This is a genomic window from Streptosporangium becharense (assembly GCF_014204985.1).
GTDB lineage: Bacteria > Actinomycetota > Actinomycetes > Streptosporangiales > Streptosporangiaceae > Streptosporangium > Streptosporangium becharense.
The window spans coordinates 2,428,647-2,446,796 of sequence record NZ_JACHMP010000001.1 but is presented as its reverse complement, the minus strand read 5'-3'; the positions used below and the strand labels follow the sequence as shown (position 1 = coordinate 2,446,796).

Here is an 18,150-nt window from a genome sequence, read left to right as displayed (position 1 = left end):
TCGTTCAGCGGTGCCCGGACCGCGACGCGCGGCGCCGCAACCCGAACGTAGGAGGCCGCCGTGAAATTGACGATCATCGGGTGTTCGGGGAGTTTCCCCGGCCCGGACAGCCCCTCGTCCTGCTACCTGCTGGAGGCTGAGGGGTTCCGCATGCTGCTCGACTTCGGCAACGGCGCGCTCGGCGCGCTGCAGAGGCACATCGGCCTGTACGACGTGGACGCGATATGCCTGTCCCACCTGCACGCCGACCACTGCCTCGACATGTGCCCGTACCACGTGGTGCGCACCTACTCCGCGCAGGGCCCGCTGCCCAAGGTGCCGGTCCACGGGCCCGCGGACGCGCGCGGGCGGCTCAACGCGGCCTACGCCATGCCGGCCGAGCCGTCGCTGGACACGGCCTTCGACTTCCACACGCTGACACCGGGGACGTTCGAGGTGGGCCCGTTCGAGGTGACGGCCGCGCCGATGAACCACCCGGTGGAGACCTACGGGTTCCGGGTGTCCCACGGGGGGCGGTCGGTGGTCTACTCCGGCGACACCGGTGAGTCCGCGGAACTGGTCAAACTGGCTGCGGGGGCCGACGTGCTGCTGTGCGAGGCGTCGCTGGTGGACCGCCCCGACCTCCCCACCGGCCTGCACCTGAGCGGACGGCAGGCGGCCGAGCACGCGGCCAAGGCCGACGTGGAGACCCTGGTGCTGACTCATCTGGTGCCCTGGAACGACTCCGGCCGGGTGCTGGAGGACGCCACCCGGGGCGGATTCTCCGGCCAGATGGAGCTCGCGCGGAGCGGGGCCCGCTATGACCTAGGGTGAGCTTCATGGCTCGTGCAGATGGACGTTCTCCCGATCAACTCCGCCCCGTCACCATCACCCGCGGCTGGCTCGCCCACGCCGAGGGGTCGGTGCTCGTCGAGTTCGGCGGCACCAAGGTGCTCTGTGCCGCCTCCGTTCAGGACAGCGTGCCCCGCTGGCGCAGGGGCAGCGGGCAGGGCTGGGTCACGGCAGAGTACGCCATGCTGCCGCGGGCCACGAACACCCGCAACGACCGCGAGTCGGTGCGGGGGAGGATCGGCGGCCGGACGCACGAGATCTCCCGCCTGATCGGCCGTTCCCTGCGCGCCTGCGTCGACTACAAGGCACTGGGGGAGAACTCGGTCGTCATCGACTGCGACGTCCTCCAGGCCGACGGCGGCACCCGCACCGCCGCGATCACCGGGGCCTACGTGGCGTTGGCCGACGCGGTCGCGTGGATGCGCGGGCGGAAGATGTGCCCCGGCGACCCGCTCATCGGGTCGGTCGCCGCGGTCTCGGTCGGTGTCGTCGGGACGACGCCGATGCTCGACCTCTGCTACACCGAGGACGTCGCGGCCGAGACCGACATGAACGTGGTGATGACCGGCTCCGGTGACTTCGTCGAGGTCCAGGGCACGGCCGAGGGCAAGCCGTTCGACCGCGGCGCACTGGACCAACTGCTCGACCTCGGGATCGCCGGGTGCGCGGAGCTCACCCGCGTGCAGCGGGAGGCGCTGGCGTGAGCGGCGGAAGGAAGGTGGTCCTGGCCACCAGGAACACCGGGAAGATCCTGGAACTGCGCCGGATCCTGGCCGACGCGGCGGTCCCGCTGGAGATCGTCGGGCTCGACGCGTTCCCCGGGATCGACGACGTCGCGGAGACCGGCCTGACCTTCGCCGAGAACGCGCTGCTCAAGGCCCACGCGGTGGCCAAGGAGTCGGGGCTGCCCGCGATCGCCGACGACTCCGGCCTGTGCGTCGACGCGCTGAACGGGATGCCCGGCATCTTCTCCGCCCGCTGGTCGGGCACGCACGGCGACGACGAGGCCAACCTGCGGTTGCTGCTCGCCCAGGTGTCCGACGTGCCGGACGGCCACCGCGGCGCGTACTTCGTGTGCGCGGCGGCCCTGGCCCTTCCGTCGGGGGAGGAACGGGTGACCGAGGGCACGCTGCACGGGACGATCATTCGTGCCCCGCGCGGGACCAACGGCTTCGGCTACGACCCGATCTTCGTGCCCGACGGCGAGAGCCGCACGACCGGCGAGATGTCGGCCGGCGAGAAGGACGCCATCAGCCATCGTGGCCGCGCCTTCCGCGCCATGGTCCCCGTCCTGGCGGAGACGATCGGCTGAGCGGCCGACGCGGCGCCACCCGTCCGCCGCAGGAGCCGTCACCGGGCCGGGCTGTAATCGGCGCGTAAGATCCTGCGGCCCGTGACGGGCGTAGCGTCGAAGGCATGCACAGCAACAGGCGCATGCCCTTCTGGGCCGCGGCGCTGATCGGCCTGGTCTCCGGGGCGGTGGCGGTCGGGGTCTCCCTGCTCGCCGCCGGCCTGGTCAAGGCCTCGGCCTTCCCGGTCGTCGCGGTCGGCAACGCGGCCGTCGACCTCACCCCGGCGGCGTTGAAGGACTGGGCGATCCGTACGTTCGGTGAGAACGACAAGGCCGTTCTGCTCACCGGAATCCTCCTCGTCCTCGCCGGTGCCGCCGCGGCGGTGGGCCTCCTGGCCGCCCGGGACATCCGCCGGGGCCTGGCCGGACTGGCCGTGTTCGGCGTCATCGGCGTGGCCGCCGTGCTGACCCGCCCGGACGCCGGCCCGGTGGACGCCCTGCCGACGCTGGTGGGCGTCGGCGCCGCCGCCTTCACCCTGCACCGGCTCACCCGCCGCGCCTTCGCCCCCGCCGGCGTGCCCGCGACCGCGGAGTTCGACGACGCCGGATGGCACACGCCGCAGGAGGACCTCCCGGCCCCGGACGGCACCCGCGCCACGTCGGTGACCCGGGACGCGCACGCCACACGGCCGTCGGACACCGTGCCGCAGGACCGGCCGGAGCCCGCCGGCCGGTACGTCCCGTCGACGCCGCCGGTCATGCGCGCCGGCGCCGACCGGTACGCGTTCGACCGGCGCGGGTTGCTGACCGGTGTGCTCGGTGCCGCGGCCGTCGCCGGGGCGGGCGGGCTGGCCGGCCGCATGCTGTCCGGCCGGGCCGAGGTGGGCGTCGCCCGCGCCGGTATCGCGTTGCCCGGCCCCGCCAAGCCGGCACCCGCCATCCCCGCCGGAGCCGACCTCAAGATCAAGGGGTTGTCGTCGTTCATCACCCCGAACGCCGACTTCTACCGGGTGGACACCGCCCTCGTGGTGCCCCAGGTCGACCCGGCCGACTGGACCCTCACGATCCACGGGATGGTCGACCGGCCGGTGGAGATCACCTTCGCCGACCTGATGAAGCGCACCGTGATCGAGGCCGACGTCACGCTGTGCTGCGTCTCCAACGAGGTCGGCGGCCCCTACATCGGCAACGCGCGCTGGCTGGGCGTCAGCCTCGCCGACGTGCTGCGTGACGCGGGTGTGCAGAAGGGGGCCGACATGCTGCTCAGCACCTCCGCCGACGGCTGGACCTGCGGCACCCCGGCCGACGTCGTCCTCGACGGCCGCAACGCGCTGCTCGCCTTCGCGATGAACGGCGAGGCGCTCCCCGTCGACCACGGGTTCCCGGTCCGCCAGGTCGTCCCCGGCCTCTACGGCTACGTCTCGGCCACCAAGTGGGTCACCGACATCAAGGTGACCCGGTTCGACCAGGACGAGGCCTACTGGACGCCCCGGGGCTGGTCGGCCAAGGGACCCGTCAAGACGCAGTCACGGATCGACCTGCCGAAGGAGGGCACCACGATCCGGCCGGGACGCACCGTCATCGCGGGCGTCGCCTGGGCACAGCACAAGGGCATCGACGCGGTCGAGGTCCGCGTCGACCGGGGCCCGTGGCGCCAGGCCAGGCTGGCCGAGGCGCCGACGGCCGACACCTGGCGGCAGTGGGTGATCGACGACTGGGAGGCCACCCCGGGCACCCACACCATCGAGGTGCGGGCCACCGACGCCACCGGCTACACCCAGGTGATCGACCGCACCCCGATCGACCCCGACGGCGCCACCGGTTGGCACACCGTCAGCGTCGAGGTCGCCTGAGCCCGGTCCGCGACCGCGTGTCCGCGGCGCGGGCGAGTTCCTCCATCTGGTCAACTCACCCGCGCGGCGCGCGGGGCCGCCCTAACATCTGCCTCGCAGAAGCTCGGCGATGGGGGACCTGTGAACGACTGGAGTTTGCCCACGGGGGTGTACAACCCCGTCGTGACCGTGGACGGGCAGCGGTGGCGCGACTTCGAGCTGGAGATCCAGACCTCGGTCGTGGTGGCGCCGCCGCGCGAGCGTCCACGGGAGCGGGGACGCTGGGGGCCGCCCCGCCTGGATCTGTGCAGACCCTATGGCGTGGCCGGCGGGCTGGCCAGGCCCGACCCGCAGACCGAGGACGACATGGTGCGGGCCGTGCCGGTCACCGAGCAGGGAACGCCGCGCCGCTTCCCCGACCCACGCGGCATGTGGATCAGGATGATCAACGGTACCGGGCCCGCGGACGACCCGTTCCGGGCGACCAACGCCGTCGACTGCGCACTGGCGGTGCTCTCCACCTGGTACGGGGCACCGGCCGTGGCCGCACCCCGGCGCCCCGAGTACGACCGGCTCGGCAAGCCGCTGCTCAGCGGTGAGACCGGTGGCGTGCTACGGGCGGAGCGGTGGCTGGGCCAGCGCTTCCAGTACGTCGGGCAGGGGCGCCACTCCTACGTCCCCATCGCGCAGGCGCTGCTGGCCGGCGGGCACGGCTCCGCCGCGATCATCATCAACCGGTGGCCGGCCGGCGGCAGTCACGCGTGGAACGCGGTGAACTTCAACGGAGAGGTGATCTGGATCGACGCGCAGCGGGGCCACATGGCCGTCGAGCCGCCGTACGAATCGGTGACCGGCGTCTTCTGCGTCGTGATCGACAGAGAGGGGCGGCGGCTGTGAACCCCGACCAGGCCAGGGCGGTGGCGGAGGAGTACTTCAACGGGGTGCGAGGCCCGGGCTCCACCGCCGAGATCAGGATCTACGCCTTCGCGGAGGGCTACGTCGCCTGGTGCGGGGAGCCCGAGCCCGACGACCCCGGGGTCCTCCCCGACACGGTGGGCGCCGGGTGCGTCGTCATCGACCGGGCCACCGGCGAGATCGTCATCCGGCCGCTGCTCAACCCCGAGACCGTGGCCGAGCAGTGGCCGGGGCACCGTCCTCGCTGACGGCACCCCGGTCGTCGCCGCACGGTCGTCGCCGCACGGGCTCACCCGCTCACCCGCTCACCCGCTCGCGAGTGAGTCCACGATGGAGGCGCGTGCCGCGCGCCGGGCGGGCAGCACCGCGGCGAGCACCCCGGCCAGGCCGGACAGCGCCATGAACGCCAGGATCTGCGGGACCGGCAGCCGGAACGCGACGTCGTCGCTCATCGTCTGCGTCGCGACCCAGCCGAACACGATGCCCAGCACCACGCCGACCAGCGCGCCGATGAGGCCCAGGATCAGCGCCTCGACCGAGAGCATCCGGCGCAGCTGGGGTCTGGTCAGGCCGAGCGCCCGCAGCAGCGCCGACTCACGGGTCCGCTCGTGCACCGACAGTGACAGCGTGTTGGCGATGCCCAGCAGGGAGATGAGGACCGCCAGGCCCAGCAGGCCGGTGATGATCATCAACATCATGTCGAGCGCCTCGTCGAACTGGCCCCGCACCTCGGTGGAGCTGATGACCTTGGCCGTCGGGTAGGGCTGCGCCACCGCCTCGATCGCCTTCAGCGCCCGGTCGGGGTCGATGCCGTCGCGATAGTTGACCATCACCCGGCTGTCGCCGACGCCGGTGAAGTAACGGTCGAACTCCTGCTCGGCGAGCGTCACCGCGGGCAGGCCGGAGTCGCGGTCGGAGACGCCCACGATCGAGAGCTCCACCCGGCCCGCCTCGGCCGTCCGCACCGCGATCCGGCCGCCGGCGCCGACCTTGAGCACCTCGGACAGCTCGTCGGAGACGAACGCGGTACCCGGCTTGAGCAGGTCCGGCGAACCGGCGTCGAGCTTCGGGACGTAACCCGAGTCCGCGCTGAAGGCTCCCACCCCGTGTTTCCTGCCGCGCTCACCGGCCTTGCCGACCTCGGCGGAGGTCTCGCGGAACGCCACGACCGAGGCCAGCTCGGGCCGGGCCCGCAGGCTCTCGGCGATGGACCGGGGCAGACTGGAGTCACGCTCCTGCGTCTGGACCATGTAGTCGACGGGGAACTGCTCGTCGAGCTGGCGGGTGTAGGTCTCCCGCGCGGTGACGGTGACGACGGAGATGACCGTCATCAGCGTCACCCCCACGGTGAGCGCCACGGTGGTGGTGGCGGACCGCTTCGGGTTGCGCCGGGAGTTGTCCACGGCCAGACGGCCGGGCACGCCGAAGAGCCTGGCCGGCACCCAGCCCGCGAAGGCGGACAGCGGCCTGACGATCACCGGTCCGAGGACCAGCACCCCGAGGAAGACGAGCGAGCTGCCGGCCATGACCACCACCAGGGCGGTCTCACCGGCCTCCATGGTGAGCCCGGCCACCGTGGTGCCCGCCCCCGCGAGCGTGAACAGCGCCGCGGCGATCATCCGCAGCAGACCCGCCCGGAACGTCTGCTCCTCGACCTGCGAGCGCAGCGCCGCGATCGGGGCGACCTTCGTCGCGGACCGCGCGGGCAGCAGCGCCGCGCCGACCGTGACCACCAGGCCGACGAGCAGGCCGATGCCGATCGTACGCGGGGTCAGCTCCGCGGCCGCCGCGGGCAGCGGCGCGTCGAACGCGGCCAGCACGCCGAGCGCCCCCGCCCCCATGCCGTAGCCGAGCAGCAGGCCCAGCACCGACGAGAGCAGGCCGACCACGGTCGACTCCAGCAGGATCGAGCCGAACACCTGCCCCCGGGTCGCCCCGATGCAGCGCAGCAGCGCCATCTCGCGCGTCCGCTGCGCCACCAGGATGTTGAAGGTGTTGTAGATGACCAGCGTGGCCACGAACATCGCCACCACGCCGAACAGCAGCAGACCCATGGTGAGGAACGCGGTGTCGGCACCGTTGGCGTCGGCCATGGCCGTCGCGTACTCCTCGCCGGTGGCCACCCGGTAACCCGGGCCGGCGACCGCGGCCACCGCGTCGCGCAACCTCTCCTGGGTGACGCCCTCGGCGGCGGCGACGTCGACCTCGCGGTATCCCTGCTCGCCGGTCATCGCCTTGGCCGTGGCGGTGGTGTAGCCGACCGCGCCCGTGTAGCCGAGCTCCTGGTCCAGGCCGACGTCGAACAGGCCGACGAGCGTGAACCGGTGCTGGGTGTTCTCGTGGTCGAGCACCGTTACGGTGTCGCCGACCTTGAACCCGCGGGTCCTGGCGGTGCCCTCGTCGAGCACGACCTGCGTGGGGGTCGCCGGAGCGGCGCCGCTGACGATCGCGGTACGGTTCAGCCGGCCCTGCGGCAGCGAGATGCCCGCCGTGGGGAAGTCACCGGCGGCCTTGCCGTCCTTGCCGATCAGCGCCGAGGTGCCCCGCACCAGTCCCTGGGCGTCGGCCACGCCGTCGACGGCGCGGATCTTCTCCAGGGTGGCCTCCGGGATGGCCGGCACCTTCCCGGCCGTCCCGTCCGCGGGCGGGAGCACGGCGACGTCGATCTTGTCGGCCGCCGCGGAGAACGTCTGGGTGAACCCCTTCTCGATGGTGTCGGTGAGTACGAACGTGCCCGCGATGAAACCCACCCCGAGCGCGATCGCCAGGGCGGTCAGGGCCAGGCGCAGCCGGTGCGCACGCAACCCGGCCAGGGTCGTCCTCAGCACCTCACGCCTCCAGCTTCATCAGCGTGTCCAGCACCGACTGCGGCGTCGGCGCGGAGAGCTCGTCGACCAGCAGACCGTCGCGGAGGAAGACCACGCGGTCGGCGTAGGAGGCCGCCACCGGGTCGTGGGTGACCATCACGATCGTCTGGTCCAGCTCACGCACCGAGGTGCGCAGGAAGGACAGCACCTCGGCACCGCTGCGCGAGTCGAGGTTGCCGGTGGGCTCGTCGGCGAAGATGACCTGCGGCTTGCTGATCAGAGCGCGAGCCACCGCGACACGCTGCTGCTGCCCGCCCGACAGCTGGGTCGGCCGGTGGCCGAGCCGGGCACGCAGGCCCACGGTCTCCACGACGCGGTCGAACAGGCCCTGGTCGGCCTGGCGTCCGGCGATCTCCAGCGGGAGCCGGATGTTCTGCTCGGCCGTCAGTGTCGGCAGCAGGTTGAACGCCTGGAAGATGAAGCCGATCCGGTCGCGGCGGAGCAGGGTGAGCTGCTTGTCGCCGAGCCCGGTCAGCTCCACGTCACCGATGTGCACCCGGCCGCCGCTGACCGTGTCCAGCCCGGCCAGGCAGTGCATCAGTGTGGACTTCCCCGACCCGGACGGCCCCATGATCGCGGTGAAGGCGCCCGTCGAGAACGAGACGTCGACTCCGCGAAGCGCGTGTACGGCCGCGTCCCCCTGGCCGTACACCTTGGTGACACCATCGGCCGTCACGGCCGGGGCCGTCGTCGTCCGGGTGTTCCAAGCTCCGGCTTCTCCGGTGATGGTCACGTCAGCTCTCCTCGGCAACGTATGCGCTATGACGGGAAAAACGCTATTGCTGGGAGAACTGGGATTCATCGGACTGGGGGACGGGCTTTCCATCAGCCCCCGGGCGCCCCGGAACCGATCACCGCTACCGGCGTCGTACCCCCGCCTCGGCCGAATGGCCGACAGACGGGGTACGACCACCCGGCGACGGCGGCCGACCGCGGGCTACCCGCCCGAATGCGGGGTCACCAGCCCCGACTCGTAGGCGTACACCACGACCTGAGCCCTGTCGCGCAGGTTCAGCTTGGCCAGCACCCGGCCCAGGTGCGTCTTCACCGTCGCCTCCGCCAGATCCAGCCGCCGGGCTATCTCCAGGTTCGACAGACCGCGGGCCACCAGCACCAGCACCTCCCGCTCCCGGGCCGTCAACCCCGACAGCGCCACGGGCTCGGGCGCCCCGGGGGCGGGCAGATGCACGGCGAGCCGCTCCAGCAGCCGCCGCGTCGTGCTCGGCGCCACCACCGCGTCCCCGCTGTACACCGAACGGATCGCGCTCACCAGGTCGGCGGGGGGGACGTCCTTCAGCAGGAAACCCGAAGCCCCCGCCTTCAACGCGGCGAACGCGTAGTCGTCCAGGTCGAACGTGGTGAGGATCAACACCCTGGGCCCGCCGGGCGTCGCACAGATCAGGCGCGTCGCCTCCACCCCGTCCATCACCGGCATGCGCACATCCATCAGCACCACGTCGACCGGGGTCACCCGGACGGCCTCCACGGCGGCGGCCCCGTCACCCGCCTCCGCGACCACCTCGATACCCGGCTGCGCGCCGAGCACCATGCGGAAACCGGTACGCAACAGCTCCTGATCGTCGACCAGCATCACGCGGATCGTCCCGTCGTTCAAGCCGCCCTGCCCGTCCCGACCCCGCCGATCGGCAACCGCGCCACCACCCGGAACCCACCGCCGGCCAGCGGACCCGCCTCCACGCTCCCGCCGAACATCGCCGCCCGCTCCCGCATGCCGATCAGCCCGTGCCCGCCCTCGCGCGCAGGGGCCGCCGCCCCGCGGCCGTCGTCGGTCACCCGCAAGAGCACCTCCCGCACGCCGTACTCCATCTCCACGGTGGCGCTGCTTTCCGGACCACCATGCTTGAGGGTATTGGTCAGCGCCTCCTGCACGATCCGGTAGACCGTCAACTGCTCGCCCTCCGGCAGCTCCTGCGGCGCTCCCGTCACCCGGAAGTCCACCGGCAGCCCCGAGCCGCGCACCTGCGCCACCAGGTGGTCCAACTGGGACAGCCCCGGCTGCGGCGCGTACTCCTGAGGCGCGTCGCCGGTTCGCAGCACACCCACCAGTCGCCGCATCTCCGCCAGTGCCCTGCGGCCCGTGACCGACACCGCCCGCATCGCCTCACGGGCCTGCTCCGGACTGTGATCGATCGCGTAGGCCGCCCCGTCGGCCTGAACGATCATCACGCTCACGTTGTGCGCCACCACGTCGTGCAGTTCCCGGGCGATTCTGGCCCGCTCGGCCGCCGCGGACAACCTGGCCTGCTGGTCACGTTCGTGCTCGGCCCGCTCGGCCCGCTCCTCCAACCCCTCCAGGTAGCGGCGCCTGGTCCTCGCGTAGATCCCGGTGATCCATATCGCCACCACGAACACCGACGAGCTGACGAAGTTCCGCAGGCCGAGGTCGGTCTCGATCCGCCCGAATGCCAGCAGCAGCCCCAACTCGACCACCAGGCCCGCGCTCACCGCCCAGCGCGTCGCGCACCGCGCCGCCACCCCGTACATGGCGATCAGCACCGAGACGTTGAAGAACAACGGCTGCACACCCAGCAGCCACTGGACGAAACAGGCCAGTGACACGAACACGAACACCGGGATGGGGTGCCTGCGCATCCAGAACAGCGGCACCGTGAGCACACAGCTCAGCGCCAGGAACCCCACGACCCCCAGCTGCGGGACGCCCGTGCCGGGATTGCCGGTGCCCATGGCCCACGCGTTGAACAGTGACAGGAGGATGAACGGCGCCAGCCACAGCGCCTCCACGATCTCGGGGTGGCGCCGGCTCCAGGCGCGTACTCTGCCGAACACACCACCACACTACGAAAGGGGACGATCGGTGGCCTTCCCCCCTGAGAGGGAGGCGGTGTACGACCCAGGTCGCACACCGGGTACGACTTGCAGTGCTCCCACCGATGTGCTGAGGAGATCGTTCCCGGGGACGCCGCCGATCTCGTCTCTCACGGTGGCGCCCCGCACTCCCTCTCCCGTGACGGGGAAGAGGCGGTGCGGTCTTCCCGGGAGGACTGGCGGAGCAGCCGGATCGCCTCGCGCACCGCCGCGGACCTCGATCCGGCGTGCTTCCGGCTCACGTGTTCTTCCAGAAAGAAGGCGTCCTGCGGCGACAGCGTTATGCTGACGGTCACCGACCTGAGGTTTATCGCGTTCTTCCTGGGACGTTTGTGGGGCCGATGGGATTCGAACCCATACTGTGCGCCACCTAAAGACGCTGCCTCCTGCCGTTGGGCTACGGCCCCTCTGTTCTTTCCTGCGAAGTTCTCTGTCTGAGAATGGCAGTTCGGACAGAGGAATCGCAAGTTGTTTATTCTATTGTCAAGCCAATCACCATTGAGGTGGTCCACGTGCAACGTGAGCGGCCCGCCCTCCCAGGTGCCCTCGATCTTACAGCCACTGCACCGGTAGGGCACTCCTGCCTCCTGGAGCGCCCGCCGGAGTGTCGGGGGCTTCGTCCTCGGCGAGCCCGCCGGGCGGACACGAAGAACTTCGGCCGGTGACAGGCGTCTGTTCGAAGGCCGCCCCCGGTGATGTGCTTGGCCGAGAAAATGCGAGGTGTCGATCCCGAAACGCTTCAGCTGGCGGCTGATGTGGGCGTGGTTGCCGCCCGCGACGGTGATGCCCAGGCGGCGCAGGACCTCGGCGACGCTGAGGGACGCGGCGGCGGCCTCCGCCAGTGTTTCGGGGGTGTACTTGTACTTGGGGGGCATGCCTCAAGTCTGCGGAACGGGTGTGACAATTCTTGAGGCATGCGCATGTCGTGCTAAATGGCAAAAAGGGTGTTCAGTCCAGGCCGAGTTCCCGGCGGAGGCGGGCCACGTGGCCGGTCGCCTTCACGTTGTAGAGGGCTTTCTCGATCTTTCCGTCGGGGTCGATGACGAAGGTGGAGCGGATGACCCCGACCGTGGTCCTGCCGTACATGGTCTTCTCGCCGTAGGCGCCGTAGGCCTTGTGGACCTCCAGGCCGGGGTCGGACAGCAGCGGGAAGGTCAGCGCGTCGCGTTCGGCGAACGTGGCGAGCCTGTCCGGGCTGTCCTTCGACACGCCGAGCACCGCGAGGCCGGCCGCGGTCAGCGAGGCGAGGCTGTCGCGGAAGTCGCACGCCTGCTTGGTGCAGCCCGGCGTCATGGCGGCGGGGTAGAAGTAGAGGATGACGCGCCTGCCGCGGTACGACTCCGGTGATACGGTGCCGCCGTCGGCGGTGGGGAGCGTGAAGTCGGGGGCGGCGTCGCCCGGCTCGAGTTTCATGTGGTTCCTCCGAGGAATCGTTCCCGGGTCAACCTACCGGCCGGGCCCGCGTGCCGTGGGAGGCGGGACCTGACACACTGATCGATGTCAAGGGGTACGAGAGGAGAACCATGGCGGACACCGATCCGGCTGAGTTGGAGCGGCAGATCGAGCGCACGCGCGCGGAGCTGGCCCAGACGGTGGACGCCATCGTGGACCGGGTCAGCCCCAAGCGGGTCAAGGAGCGTGGGGTGGCCAAGGTCAAGGCGAACGCGGAGCACTTCGTCGCGCAGGTCGGCGACCTGGTGGCGGGCGCGGCGGCTCCCCGGCCGGCCAGGCTCGACGGCGAACCCGACGACCTGTGGGTGGACGACCGGCCCGACCTGGCGCCGATCCTGATCGGTGTCGGGGTGGCGCTGGCGCTGGGTGCGGTGGTCATGCTGTGGCGCCGCCGCCGGTGACGGCGGTCGCGCGCGGCGGGCTTGACGGTACGACGACACGACGCGCGGTAGCGGTGCGCGAGGTCTCTAGAGGGCGGTGCGGGGCCTCTGCAGGGTGGTGCGGGGTCTCTATGGCGGTGCGGGGCCTCTACAGGAACGTGCGGCCCTCGCCTCGGTAGGTGGGAACCTCCGCCACGATCTCGTCCCCTTCGATCAGGTGCAGGCCGGCGAAGCGCTCGCACAGCTCACCGGCCTTGGCGTGCCGGAACCAGACGCGGTCGCCGACGCGCAGGTCCTCGGCGGCCTGGCCGACCAGCGGGGTCTGCACCTCCCCGGCGCCCTCGTCGGGGTCGTAGCGCAGCCCGCACGGCAGGTAGGGCTGGGGCAGGCGGTCGGGGCCGGGCTTGCCCGAGGCGGGGTAGCCACCGCCGAGGACGGTCACCACGCCCGCGGCGGGGCGGCGGACGACCGGCAGGGCGAACAGGGCGGCGGGTCTGCCGGTGAAGCCCCGGTAGAAGTCGAACAGGCGGGGGTGGTAGAAGCCCGACCCGGCGGCGATCTCGGTGATGGCCCGCTCCCGGGCGGTCTTCTCGATGCTGCCGGTGCCGCCGCCGTTGACGAACTCCAGGTCGGCGATCTCGCGTACGGCCTGGACGATCCGGCCCCTGCGGACGGTCAGTTCCCGCTGGGAGCGGGCCTGCATCCACCGGATGGCCCGGGTGAGCGCCGGGTTGCCGGGTGCGTCGTCGCCGACCCCGGCGATCTGCGCCTCGTACGCCATCAGGCCGGCCAGGCGGAACCCGGGACGTTTGGCGATGTCGGCGGCGAGGTCGGCGACCTGGTCCGGCTCCCGGACGGGGGAGCGGCGGGCGCCGGCGCGGAACCGGCCGCCGAGGGCGACGAAGCCGGCGTCGATGTCCATGCAGACCCGGATCTCGTGGCGGTTGCGGACGCCGGCGATGGCCGACTCGACGACGTCGAGGTGCTCGGCGCGGTCGACCATGACGGTGATCTCCTGCGCGGCGCGGGGGTCCGCGGCCAGCTCGGCCAGCGCGGCCCGGTCGGCGGTGGGGTAGGCGAGGAGTACGTCGCGCATGCCGGTGGAGACCAGCCAGAGGGCCTCGGGAAGGGTGAAGGCCATGATGCCGGAGAAGCCGTCCATGGCGAGGATGCGTTCCAGCACGGCGCGTGACCTGATGGACTTGCTGGCGACTCTGATCGGCTTGCCCGCGGCGCGTGCGACCATCGCCTCGGCGTTGGCCCGCAGCGCCCGCAGGTCGAGGATGGCGAAGGGCGGGTCGAGGTGGGCGGTGGCGTGGTCGTAGCGGCGGCGGTCGTCCATGTGGGCAGGATAACCCCGCGCGATTTAATATGAGTTGAGTTCATATTTTCTGGCCGGCGGTCAACGCTCCGCCAGAAGGGCACCAAGATCGGGCAGGGGCGTGGGGGAGACCCGCCCCCCTCCCGCCGGAACGCGTACACATGATCGAATGACGACTACTCTCCATGACACCGTCACGGGTACGGGGAGCGGCGCAGGCGCCACCGGCGGGGCGGGCCGGGCGGGCCGGGCGAACGGTGAGAGCCCGCACGCGGCACGCCGCAGGTCGGTGCGGTTGCTCAGAGCGGCGCGGACCCCGGCGGCCGTGCCGGTCGCCCTCGTCGTGTCCGCCGCGCTGTGCTCCGCCGCGGTGGTGACCGTCGGCCTGCTGACGGGCTCACCGGCCGGACGGGTGCCCTACCGCCGGCTGGCCACCCGGGCCGGTGAGTGGCACTGGTCCGACCCCGCCACGTTCGTCGCGGCGGTGCTCGCGATCTTCGCGGGACTGGTGCTGCTCGGGCTCGCCGCGCTACCCGGCCGGCCCAGGCTGGAACCGCTGGAGTCCGCCGACCCGCTGACGGTGATCGGCATGACCAGGTCCGGCCTGCGCCGCACGCTCCGGGCGGCGGCCGAGTCGGTGGACGAGGTGGACCGGGCCCGGGTCCGGCTCGCGTCCAGGATCGTCGAGGTCACCGTGTTCACCGGCACCGAACGGACCGGGCCGTTGCTGCGGCGGGTCGGGGCGGCCGTGGGCGATCGGATGGCGGCGCTGGGCGTGACGGGCGCGGGCGAGGTCGTGGTACGGCTGCGCAGGCGGGGGGCGTGATGCGGCCGTACCTGGGCAACCGGATCGGCCTGGCGCTCACCGGCGCGGTGCTCACCGGGGCGGGCGGCTACGCGTTCCTGCGCGGGCGGGGCGACATCCCCGGCCATCCGCGCGGCGACCGGCTCGTGAGCGGAGGGCTGCCCGCCTGGGCGGCCGGCCACCCCTGGGCGGGATGGCCGGCCGCGCTGCTGCTGGTGCTGCTGGCGCTGCTGGCCCTGCGGTGGCTGCTACACGCCCTGGGCTGGGGGCGGTGGGGGCGGCGGACCGGGACGGGCACCGCGGTGCTCGGTGTCTGTCTCAAAGAAGTCGAGGGGCTCACCCGGATCCGTGTCCGGCACATACCGAACGAGCGGCTGCGTGTCACGGTGAGCTGCGCGCCCGGGGACGACGTCGGCAGACTCGTGGCGCGGCTCAACCGGGACGCCGTAGGGAAGGTCCGCCGGGCGCTGGGCGACCCCGAGCTCGGCGTGATGGTTCGCCTGCACGTCCGGCGCCGCTGACCACCCGCCCGGCTCGTCCCGCAGCCCTCCGGGATCCGGCCGCGTCGCCGGCGGCTCCGCCTCGCGTGGTACGCCGAACGCCAGCCCGGCGGCCAGGCAGAGCAGGGGGAGCGCGGGGACGACGTAGCGGTGGTCGAAGGCCGCGATGAAGGGCGGCAGGACCAGCAGCACGACGCCCGCCGCCCACGGCAGCAGCCCCGGGCCGCCGAACCGCCGGATCCGGAGCAGCACGCCGACGAGGCCGACCAGCATGATCACCGCGAGGAACGGGCCGCGCACGAACCCGTGCTCCTGGTAGGCGCGCAACCAGCCGACGTACGGCTCGACCAGGGTGGGGGCCCCGGAGACGCCCTGGTAGGCCACGGTCAGCTCCTCGGCGGTCCTGCCCTGCGAGGCGCCGCCCTTGGGGAAGGGCCGGGCGGTGTCGGGGAAGACGTAGGCGCTCTGCGGGCCGGGGGACGGATAGACCCGCCTGGTCCAGTCGAAGATGTACGCCACGTCCGTCAGGCCGGCCCGGAGGAAGTCGAGTGGCTGGGCCAGGATGGCCTGGGTGGCGAAGGCGCCGGCGAGCCGGTCGCGCTCGGCCCAGCTTCCCTTGACCTTGTTCAGGGGGGAGGAGCCGTCCCAGATGTAGACCGGCGGCGCCGCGCGTTCGCTCACCGGCTCGGTGGGGCACAGCGCCGCCTCCGGGCCGGCCGGCCTGATCACGGCGCAGTCGGCGAAGGTCATCGTGCGTGCCCACAGGAACGCGTTGCCCCGGGTCAGCCCGAAGGTGCCGTGCTCGGAGTGGAACCAGGCGGCGTACGAGCCCAGGCCGATCACCGCGGCCAGGGCGGCGGCGATGACCGCGCGCCAGGAGGCCCGGCGGAGCAGCAGGCAGACCAGCACCACGGCGATCAGCGGCAGCCCGATCGTCCGGGTGACGGTCGCCGCGGCCAGCAGCAGTCCGGCGAGCGCCGCGACCCACGCCCGCGGACGCTCGCGCAGGAGCAGCAGCGTGACCGCCAGCACCGTCAGGAACTGGAAGAGCAGGTCCGCCATGACGAGGTGTTCGAGCTGGATCTGGTGGGCGTCCAGCAGCACCGGCAGCGCGGCGAGCGTGGCCCCCCAGCCGGGCAGCCTGCCCAGGCGGCGCAGCAGCAGGTAGACGCAGACGGCCACGGCCAGCCCCAGCAGGTGCTGCAGGACGACCACCGCCTGGACGCTCGACAGCGGACGCAGTGCCCACAGCAGGAGCGAGTAGCCCGCGGGGCGGGATTCCAGAGGGCGGGGTGCGAGCCCGGCGTTCAGGTAGACGAAGGAGTCGGCCCAGAACCACAGGGCGGGCCGGTAGCCCAGCACCGCCAGGGCCCGCAGCGCGCCGCCGGCCAGCAGCGCGACCAGGAACACCCAGTGGGCGTGGAGGAAGCCGGACGCGCCGCGCCGGCCGGAGGGCCTCCGCCGGCGGCCGGACCGGCTCACCGGATGCGCTGCCGTCGCCACCACGACCTCCCGAGTCCCGTGAACACGGCCACCCAGCATAGGCGCGGGACCCCGGAATCCTGTACGAGATGAGTGATTTGCCGGGAAATGGAGCCGGGTGACGGCTCCGGTCCGGTCAGCACTCGATGACGTTGACCGCGAGGCCGCCGCGGCTGGTCTCCTTGTACTTGTCGAGCATGTCGCGGCCGGTGTCACGCATCGTCTTGATGGCCTTGTCCAGCGAGACGAAGTGCCGGCCGTCGCCCCGCAGCGCGATCCTGGCCGCGGCGATCGCCTTGATCGAGGCGACCGCGTTGCGTTCGATGCACGGGATCTGGACCAGCCCGCCGATCGGATCGCAGGTCAGGCCCAGGTTGTGCTCGATGCCGATCTCGGCGGCGTTCTCGACCTGTTCGGGGGTGCCGCCCAGCACCTCGGTGAGCCCGGCGGCGGCCATCGAGCAGGCCGAGCCGACCTCGCCCTGGCAGCCGACCTCGGCACCGGAGATGGAGGCGTTCTCCTTGAACAGCACGCCGATCGCGCCGGCGGTCAGCAGGAAGCGGACCGCTCCCTCGTCGTCGGAGTCGGCGACGAAGCGGTCGTAGTAGGTGAGCACCGCGGGGATGATCCCCGCGGCCCCGTTGGTGGGGGCGGTGACGATCCGGCCGCCGGCGGCGTTCTCCTCGTTGACCGCGAGAGCGAACAGCGAGACCCAGTCCATGGTCTGGAGCGAGTCCTTCTCCTGCGACTCGGCGCGCAGCTGCCGGTGAAGCTGGTGTGCGCGGCGCCGGACCTTCAGGCCGCCGGGCAGCACGCCCTCCTTCTCCACGCCCCGCCGCACGCACTCCTTCATGACCCGCCACAGGTCGAGCAGCCGGGCACGGATCTCGGCCTCGGTGCGGCCGAAGGCCTGCTCGTTCTTCAGCATCAGCCCGGAGATCGACAGGCCGGTCTCCGCGCAGTGGCCGAGCAGTTCGGCCGCCGTGGTGAAGGGGTGGGGCAGGACGGTGTCGTCGGCCTTGATGCGGTCGGCCCCGGTGGCGTTCTCGTCGACGACGAACCCGCCGCCCACCGAGTAGTAGACCTTCTCACGGAGGGGCTCGCCGTTCTCCGCGAAGGCGGTGAAGCGCATGCCGTTGGGGTGGTGCGGGAGCGACACCTTGCGCTCGAAGACGAGGTCGTCGCCGACGACGAACGGGATCTCCCGGGTGCCGTACAGGCGGACGGTGCCGGACTCGCGCATGGCGGCCAGCCGCTCGTCGACCGTGTCGACGTCGACGAGCTCGGGCTTGTCACCGGACAGGCCCAGCAGCACGGCCTTGTCGCTGCCGTGCCCCTTGCCGGTCAGGCCGAGCGAGCCGTACAGGACGGCACGGACCCGGCAGGTCTTCTCCAGCAGGCCGTCGGCGTCGAGGCCGCGGGCGAACTTGTGCGCGGCGGCCATCGGGCCGCCGGTGTGCGAGCTGGACGGACCGATGCCGATCTTGAAGAGATCGAAGACGCTGATCGTCATCGAGTACCTCCGGCGTGGGGTCCCCGGCGTCGGCCGCGGGACGGAAGTCGATAGTCGATACGTCCGCTCTCGACCCGCCCGGGCCGCGCGCTCGGAAGGGACGCGCGGCTCGGG

Annotated in this window: 16 protein-coding genes, 1 tRNA gene and 1 pseudogene; 8 read left to right on the top strand and 10 right to left on the bottom strand. The window is 72.0% G+C overall.

Annotation, left to right across the window (positions count from 1 at the left end; all coding sequences use genetic code 11):
* Positions 1-60 precede the first annotated feature (60 nt).
* The 6 genes from F4562_RS10475 to F4562_RS10450 all read left to right on the top strand — a co-directional run bounded on the left by F4562_RS10475 (position 61) and on the right by F4562_RS10450 (position 5,117).
* The gene (locus F4562_RS10475) at positions 61-813 is read left to right on the top strand and encodes an MBL fold metallo-hydrolase (protein ID WP_184539181.1); all 753 of its coding nucleotides are present in this window, start codon (positions 61-63) and stop codon (positions 811-813) included.
* Positions 814-818: 5 nt separating this feature from the next.
* Positions 819-1,535 carry a ribonuclease PH gene (gene rph, locus F4562_RS10470; RefSeq protein WP_184539183.1) on the top strand — a complete coding sequence of 239 codons (717 nt, stop codon included), beginning with the start codon at positions 819-821 and terminating at the stop codon, positions 1,533-1,535.
* Positions 1,532-2,143, top strand: coding sequence for an RdgB/HAM1 family non-canonical purine NTP pyrophosphatase (gene rdgB / locus F4562_RS10465; RefSeq protein WP_184539185.1), 612 nt, complete (start codon positions 1,532-1,534; stop codon positions 2,141-2,143). Before rph ends, rdgB begins: the two co-directional genes overlap by 4 nt.
* Positions 2,144-2,247: 104 nt before the next feature.
* Entirely contained in the window at positions 2,248-3,975 is a 1,728-nt protein-coding gene (locus F4562_RS10460) for a molybdopterin-dependent oxidoreductase (protein ID WP_246473401.1), read from the top strand.
* Positions 3,976-4,095: 120 nt separating this feature from the next.
* A complete protein-coding gene (locus tag F4562_RS10455) occupies positions 4,096-4,851 on the top strand; it encodes a toxin glutamine deamidase domain-containing protein (protein ID WP_184539187.1) in 756 nt (251 codons plus the stop codon).
* On the top strand, positions 4,848-5,117 hold the full coding sequence (locus tag F4562_RS10450; protein ID WP_184539189.1) for an SUKH-4 family immunity protein: 270 nt from the start codon (positions 4,848-4,850) through the stop codon (positions 5,115-5,117). Before F4562_RS10455 ends, F4562_RS10450 begins: the two co-directional genes overlap by 4 nt.
* 57 nt (positions 5,118-5,174) lie before the next feature.
* Here the strand turns inward: F4562_RS10450 and F4562_RS10445 are convergent, their stop codons facing one another.
* The 7 genes and pseudogenes from F4562_RS10445 to bcp form a co-directional block, all read right to left on the bottom strand.
* Positions 5,175-7,697 carry an ABC transporter permease gene (locus tag F4562_RS10445; protein WP_184539190.1) on the bottom strand — a complete coding sequence of 841 codons (2,523 nt, stop codon included), beginning with the start codon at positions 7,695-7,697 and terminating at the stop codon, positions 5,175-5,177.
* Between the two features lies 1 nt (position 7,698).
* Positions 7,699-8,469: an ABC transporter ATP-binding protein gene (locus F4562_RS10440; protein ID WP_311733855.1), complete on the bottom strand. Its 771-nt coding sequence runs from the start codon at positions 8,467-8,469 to the stop codon at positions 7,699-7,701.
* 204 nt (positions 8,470-8,673) lie between these two features.
* On the bottom strand, positions 8,674-9,327 hold the full coding sequence (locus tag F4562_RS10435; RefSeq protein ID WP_184539194.1) for a response regulator: 654 nt from the start codon (positions 9,325-9,327) through the stop codon (positions 8,674-8,676).
* Between the two features lie 20 nt (positions 9,328-9,347).
* Positions 9,348-10,544, bottom strand: coding sequence for a sensor histidine kinase (locus F4562_RS10430; protein WP_311733856.1), 1,197 nt, complete (start codon positions 10,542-10,544; stop codon positions 9,348-9,350).
* 372 nt (positions 10,545-10,916) lie between these two features.
* Positions 10,917-10,990 (bottom strand) — tRNA-Leu (locus F4562_RS10425).
* Between the two features lie 30 nt (positions 10,991-11,020).
* Positions 11,021-11,458, bottom strand: a pseudogene (locus F4562_RS36635) (hypothetical protein); the annotation flags it as partial.
* Between the two features lie 73 nt (positions 11,459-11,531).
* Positions 11,532-11,996 carry a thioredoxin-dependent thiol peroxidase gene (gene bcp / locus F4562_RS10415; RefSeq protein WP_184539196.1) on the bottom strand — a complete coding sequence of 155 codons (465 nt, stop codon included), beginning with the start codon at positions 11,994-11,996 and terminating at the stop codon, positions 11,532-11,534.
* Positions 11,997-12,106: 110 nt separating this feature from the next.
* On the opposite strand from bcp, the gene F4562_RS10410 reads away from it, so the two are divergent.
* Positions 12,107-12,436, top strand: coding sequence for a DUF3618 domain-containing protein (locus F4562_RS10410; RefSeq protein ID WP_184539198.1), 330 nt, complete (start codon positions 12,107-12,109; stop codon positions 12,434-12,436).
* Between the two features lie 127 nt (positions 12,437-12,563).
* Here the strand turns inward: F4562_RS10410 and F4562_RS10405 are convergent, their stop codons facing one another.
* Positions 12,564-13,757 (bottom strand): amino acid deaminase/aldolase, encoded by a 1,194-nt coding sequence (locus F4562_RS10405; RefSeq protein WP_184539200.1) that lies wholly within the window; start codon positions 13,755-13,757, stop codon positions 12,564-12,566.
* 148 nt (positions 13,758-13,905) lie between these two features.
* Between F4562_RS10405 and F4562_RS10400 the strand changes: the two genes are divergently transcribed.
* A complete protein-coding gene (locus tag F4562_RS10400; protein WP_184539202.1) occupies positions 13,906-14,562 on the top strand; it encodes a DUF6286 domain-containing protein in 657 nt (218 codons plus the stop codon).
* A gap of 227 nt (positions 14,563-14,789) precedes the next feature.
* Here F4562_RS10400 and F4562_RS10395 read toward each other — a convergent pair whose 3' ends face one another.
* Positions 14,790-16,544, bottom strand: a complete 1,755-nt coding sequence (locus F4562_RS10395) for a hypothetical protein (RefSeq protein ID WP_311733857.1) — start codon at positions 16,542-16,544, stop codon at positions 14,790-14,792.
* A 115-nt stretch (positions 16,545-16,659) separates the two neighbouring features.
* Positions 16,660-18,036, bottom strand: coding sequence for an L-serine ammonia-lyase (locus F4562_RS10390; RefSeq protein WP_184539204.1), 1,377 nt, complete (start codon positions 18,034-18,036; stop codon positions 16,660-16,662).
* Between the last annotated feature and the right edge of the window lie 114 nt (positions 18,037-18,150).